The organism is Pontitalea aquivivens, assembly GCF_046507575.1.
Classification (GTDB): domain Bacteria; phylum Pseudomonadota; class Alphaproteobacteria; order Rhodobacterales; family Rhodobacteraceae; genus Pontitalea; species Pontitalea aquivivens.
In genome coordinates this window covers 1-5,032 of sequence record NZ_JBKFEY010000059.1, presented here as the reverse complement: position 1 = coordinate 5,032, position 5,032 = coordinate 1, and the positions used below count along the sequence as shown (strand labels likewise).

At 67.1% G+C, this 5,032-nt stretch carries 5 protein-coding genes; 3 read left to right on the top strand and 2 right to left on the bottom strand.

The annotated features are described in order from the left end of the window. Positions 1 to 137: 137 nt before the first annotated feature. Positions 138 to 935, bottom strand: a complete 798-nt coding sequence (locus ACK8OU_RS19855; RefSeq protein ID WP_410305062.1) for an SseB family protein — start codon at positions 933 to 935, stop codon at positions 138 to 140. Further along, positions 932 to 1,522 (bottom strand): uracil-DNA glycosylase family protein, encoded by a 591-nt coding sequence (locus ACK8OU_RS19850; RefSeq protein WP_410305061.1) that lies wholly within the window; start codon positions 1,520 to 1,522, stop codon positions 932 to 934. Before ACK8OU_RS19850 ends, ACK8OU_RS19855 begins: the two co-directional genes overlap by 4 nt. A gap of 163 nt (positions 1,523 to 1,685) precedes the next feature. On the opposite strand from ACK8OU_RS19850, the gene ACK8OU_RS19845 reads away from it, so the two are divergent. From ACK8OU_RS19845 to kdsA, 3 genes are read left to right on the top strand one after another with little or no spacing between them, the layout of a single operon-like run. Continuing rightward, positions 1,686 to 2,336 (top strand): ABC transporter ATP-binding protein, encoded by a 651-nt coding sequence (locus ACK8OU_RS19845; protein ID WP_410305060.1) that lies wholly within the window; start codon positions 1,686 to 1,688, stop codon positions 2,334 to 2,336. Position 2,337: 1 nt separating this feature from the next. Next, entirely contained in the window at positions 2,338 to 4,038 is a 1,701-nt protein-coding gene (locus tag ACK8OU_RS19840; protein WP_410305059.1) for a capsule biosynthesis protein, read from the top strand. Between the two features lie 18 nt (positions 4,039 to 4,056). Further along, positions 4,057 to 4,890, top strand: coding sequence for a 3-deoxy-8-phosphooctulonate synthase (kdsA, locus tag ACK8OU_RS19835; RefSeq protein ID WP_410305058.1), 834 nt, complete (start codon positions 4,057 to 4,059; stop codon positions 4,888 to 4,890). Positions 4,891 to 5,032: the final 142 nt, after the last annotated feature.

The following is a 5,032-nucleotide window of genomic DNA, read 5'->3' as shown; positions in this document are numbered from 1 at the left end:
CCCCGTTCTGGTGGTGGTTGTATTTCGTGGGGGGGGGGGGGGGGGGCCCCCCCCCCCCCCCCCTTGCCGTTTGTGACACGGCTGGGGGCGCTGCCCCCAGACCCCCGGGATATTTGGCAAAGCCGAAGGGGCAGGCTTCAGCGCAGGATGGGCGGCCTTGAAGGGTCCATGCCGGGGGCGGCAGGTTTCAGTTCCTGCACCTCTTCGGGGTCCGGCTCGGGCAGGTGCAGCACAAGGGCCTGCGCCAGCAGCGCCTCGGCCGCGGGATCGCCCGGCGTCAGGAAGGTGACGTCCAGCTCGCCCGCCTCCAGCCCGGAAAAGGCCAGCGCCTCGGCCATGGCCTTGGCGATCCCGGGCTGCGCGGCGTCTGGCGCGCCAAGAAAGGCCAGCACATGACCGCGCCGGCCATCGTCATAGGTGACGCCACCCAGAAGGGCATGGCTGGCAAGGCCTGCAAGCTGTTCGAACTTGGCCTCGAAGGCGGGCAGCAGCGCACCCAGAACCCCGGGCGGCAGGGCGGGCGCGTGAAAGGCCGCGGGGCGGCCCGCGGCGGCCTGTGGCGCATGGGTCAGCGTATCGGTCAGCCAATCCAGCGCCTCGGGCGGCAACAGCATGGAGGATGCCGCAACGCCCAGGTTGATGCCCAGACCGACACCCTCGCCCGCCAGATATTGCGCGATGACCCGGCCCGGCAGCGCCGCATAGGGGGCGGGTGCGCCGGTGAAGGCGGTCAGGCGTTCTTCCAGGTCGAAGGCCAGGACGAAATCCCCGTCTTCGGTTTCAAAGACCTGTGGGGTGATGGTGTCATCCTCGGGTTCGCGTTCCAGCAGGATGAACAGCTCGGCATCGGCCAGCCGGTCATAGACGGCCAGTCGCGCCCGGTCGTCCCGGGGGGCGGCTTCCATCGCGGCATGGGCGCGGTCAAAGGGTGTCATCGCAGAACCTCCTGCACGCGGGTGCGAAGGGCGGGGACCAGATCCGCCTCGAACCACGGGTTGCGTTTCAGCCATCCCGTATTGCGCCAGGACGGATGGGGCAAGGGAAAGACGCGCGGGGCGTGATCTTGCCACGCCGCCACCGTGTCGGTCACGCGATCCGCGCCCAGGTGCCAGCGTTGCGCGGCCCCGCCCACCAGCACGATCAGATCCGGCGCGCCGATCGCCGCCATCACCTGATCGCGCCAGGTGCGGGCACAGATCGCGGGCGGCGGCAGATCGGCGCCCTGCGCATCATAGCCCGGAAAGCAGAAGGCCATCGGCACGATCGCCACCCGGTCACGGTCATAGAAGGTGGCTGCATCCAGTCCCATCCAGTGCCGCAGCCGGTCGCCCGAGGGGTCGGTGAAGGGTCGCCCCGAGGCATGCACCCGCGCACCCGGCGCCTGCCCCGCGATCAGCACCCTAGCCCCCGCGCGGAACCAGACCACCGGGCGCGGTTCATGCGCGGTGGCCGTTGCGGCAAAGCGCGCCGCGCATAACCGGCAAGCGGCGATCCGGTCGGCAATGGGGGGCACATTCGTCATGGTTTTCGTTTCGAATTTCAAGACAAAGCCTGTCCGTTCGTATACATCATTCTCCTTAGGACATAATGCTGCCCGATTGATCCGGCAGGGGCTTTCTTAACCCCTTGCCTGCACATTGCGGTGAACCGGCAGCAGTCACAGCACGAGGACGGAGCCCGGGCGAATGCTCGAATTCGACAATGTCAGCAAGTCCTTCTGGACGGGTCAGCGCCGCAAGGTCATTCTGGACCGCGCCTCGTTCCGGGTGGAACTGGGCAACAGCCTGGGCATTCTGGCGCCGAATGGCACCGGCAAGACCACGATCATCAACATGATGGCCGGGCTGGAGAAGCCGGATGAGGGGAAGATTCGCAAGACCTGCCGGGTGTCCTTTCCGCTGGGGTTCATGGGCGGGGTAATGGGCAAACACACCGCACGCGAAAACGCGCGTTTCATCGCGCGGCTGTACGGGCTTGATCCCGACTATGTCGAGGCCTTCTGCCGCTGGGTCTGCGGGCTGGAGGAATATTTCGACATGCCCGTCGGCACCTTCAGCGACGGCATGCGATCGCGCTTTACCTTTTCGTTGCTGCTGGCGCTGGAATTCGACATCTACCTGATCGATGAGGGCATGCCCGCGTCCACGGATGTTGAATTCAACCGCAAGGCCGGTTCGATCCTGCGGGACCGGCTGAAGGAAGCGACCGTCGTCGTCGTGTCGCACCAGCCCCAGACGCTTGAAAAATTCTGCCGCTCGGCTGCGGTGTTGCGCGACGGGCAGTTGCACATGTTCGATACCCTGGAAGAAGCGAAGCGGATGTATGAGTACGCCTAAGGTGAAGAAGTATCGTATCCGGCGTGACAGCGACGCGCCCGCCACCGCCCACCCGCCTGCAGGCGATGCCGGGGCCGGGGCCGAATCGCTGTTCGACACCCAGGATGACGGCTTTGGCGAAGGGCGCTTTGCCACCGCCGCGACCGGAACGGTAACCCCGGCACAGGACCTGGCGTCGGATGCGGAACTGGCGCAGATCCGGGCCGAGGGGCTGACGGGGCGGCAGCTGCGGCTGGCGCGGCGGGTCGCGCTGAAACACGGGCTTGCCGCGACATCCGATCTGGATGCGGTGCGGCTTTTGCGGCGCAGGGGGATCGACCCGTTCGACCGGGCGCAACTGTTGCGCATCATCGGCGACGGCGGCCCCGATGAGGCCGAGGCCGCCGCCGAGATCGCCGCGCAGGGCGCGGATATGGCCCAGGGGGCCAAGGCCGGCGGACCAGCCGCCAAATCGCTGGCGCGCCTGACCGGCCAGGGGGCAAGAAACCAGGACAAGCTGCCCCAGACGGTGCGGCCGGGGACGAACATGCCCAGCCGCGAGGTGCTGGACGAAGGCACCCGCGCGCGCGGAATCATCCGCATCCAGCGCGACATCGCGCGCCGCCGCCGCCGCCGGCTGGCGATGCTGATGGCGCGGCTGACCTTTTTCGTGTTCCTGCCCACCTTGCTGGCGGGGCTTTACTATTTCATGTGGGCCACACCGCTTTACGCCACCAAGACGGAATTCGTGATCCAGAAGGCCGATGGCGCGGGTGGCGGCCTGGGCGGGCTGTTTTCGGGTACGCAGCTGGCCACAAGCCAGGACAGCATCACGGTGCAAAGCTTCCTGCAGTCGCGCGATGCGATGATGCGGCTGGATGGCGATCTGGGATTCAAGGCGCATTTTTCACAGGACGGCATCGACCCATTGCTCCGCCTGCCCCCCGGGGCCACCAACGAACGCGCCTACAAGCTGTATCGCGACATGGTGCTGATCGGCTATGACCCGACCGAAGGCATCGTCCGGATGGAGGTGGTCGCCGCCGACCCCGGCCTGTCGCGCCGCTTTTCCGAGGCGCTGATCGATTATGCCGAGGAACAGGTCGACAGCCTGACCGCGCGCCTGCGCGGTGACCAGATGAAGGGCGCGCGCGACAGCTATGCCGATGCCGAACAGAAGGTGCTGGATGCCCAGGCCCGGGTGCTGGCGCTGCAGGAACAGCTGGGCGTGCTGGACCCGGCGACCGAAACCTCGGTGGTGATGACGCAGATCGGCACATTCGAAACCCAGCTGCGCCAGAAACGGCTGGAATTGCAGCAGTTGACGGACAATCCGCGACCCAACCGCGCCCGCGTGGAAGGGGTGCAGGGCGACATCGCACGCCTGGAGGCGATGATCGCCGAATTGCGCGCAAGCCTGACCCAGGCCAATGGGTCGGGCACCTCGCTGGCCGCCGTCTCGGGACAGTTGCGCATCGCCGAGGCTGACCTTCTGACGCGCCAGCAGATGCTGTCCGCCGCCGCCCAGCAGCTGGAAACCGCCCGGGTCGAGGCCAACAAGCAGGTCCGCTACCTGGAAATGGGGGTGCGGCCCGTCGCCCCGGATGAACCGACCTACCCACGCGCTTTTGAAAACACGTTGCTGGCCTTCCTGATCTTTTCCGGTATCTACCTGATGCTGTCGCTGACCGTCTCGATCCTGCGCGAACAGGTTTCAAGCTGACGCAACCGGAGAGGTGCCATGAAAGATGTCCAGATCGGCGGGCTGACCGTCAGCAATGACCGGCCACTGACCGTGATCGCCGGCCCCTGCCAGCTGGAAAGCCAGGATCACGCGCTGATGATCGCCACCCGCATGGCCGAGGCCTGCGCGGCGGCGGGCGCACAGTTCATCTTCAAGGCCAGCTATGACAAGGCCAACCGGACTTCGGTGTCCGGGCGCCGCGGGCTTGGAATCGAGGCGGGGCTGAAAATCCTGGACCGCGTGCGCCAGACGCTGGGCTGCCCGGTGCTGACCGATATCCACGATGTCGAACAGGCCCGTATCGCGGGGGCCGTCGTCGATGTGATCCAGATCCCCGCCTTCCTGTGCCGCCAGACCGATCTGCTGCTCGCCGCGGGCGCAACCGGCGCCGTGGTCAACATCAAGAAGGGCCAGTTCCTGGCGCCCTGGGATATGCCCAATGTCGTGGACAAGGTCGCCTCGACCGGCAATCAGCGGATCATGCTGACCGAACGTGGCACGTCCTTTGGCTACAACACGCTGGTGGCGGACATGCGGTCGCTGCCGACAATGGTGAAAACCGGCTATCCGGTGATCATGGACGCCACCCATTCGGTGCAGCAACCCGGCGGCCTTGGCGGGGCTTCGGGCGGGCAGCGGGAATTCGCCCCGGTGATGGCCCGCGCCGCCGTCAGCCTGGGCATCGCCGGCGTCTTCATCGAGACGCATGAGACCCCCGATACCGCGCCTTCCGACGGACCGAACATGATCCCGCTGGATCAGATGCCCCGGCTGCTGGAAACCCTGATGGCCTTCGACCGGCTGGCCAAGGCCGATCCGATCCGGCTGTAATCCGGCGCGCGGCTTCTTCTTGGCCGAAATACTCTCGGGGGTGAACTGGCCGCAGGCCAGGAGGGGGCCGAAGGCCCCCTGCCTGCCCCCGCCCCCCCCCCCCCCCCCGGCGCCCGCCCCCCCCCCCCCCCCCCCCCCCCCC

Excerpts from the sequence above, each read along its gene's own strand:
- ACK8OU_RS19855 (WP_410305062.1), bottom strand. The coding sequence starts at position 935 with ATGACACCCTTTGACCGCGCCCATGCCGCGATGGAAGCCGCCCCCCGG.
- ACK8OU_RS19850 (WP_410305061.1), bottom strand. The coding sequence starts at position 1,522 with ATGACGAATGTGCCCCCCATTGCCGACCGGATCGCCGCTTGCCGGTTA.
- ACK8OU_RS19845 (WP_410305060.1), top strand. The coding sequence starts at position 1,686 with ATGCTCGAATTCGACAATGTCAGCAAGTCCTTCTGGACGGGTCAGCGC.
- kdsA (WP_410305058.1), top strand. The coding sequence starts at position 4,057 with ATGAAAGATGTCCAGATCGGCGGGCTGACCGTCAGCAATGACCGGCCA.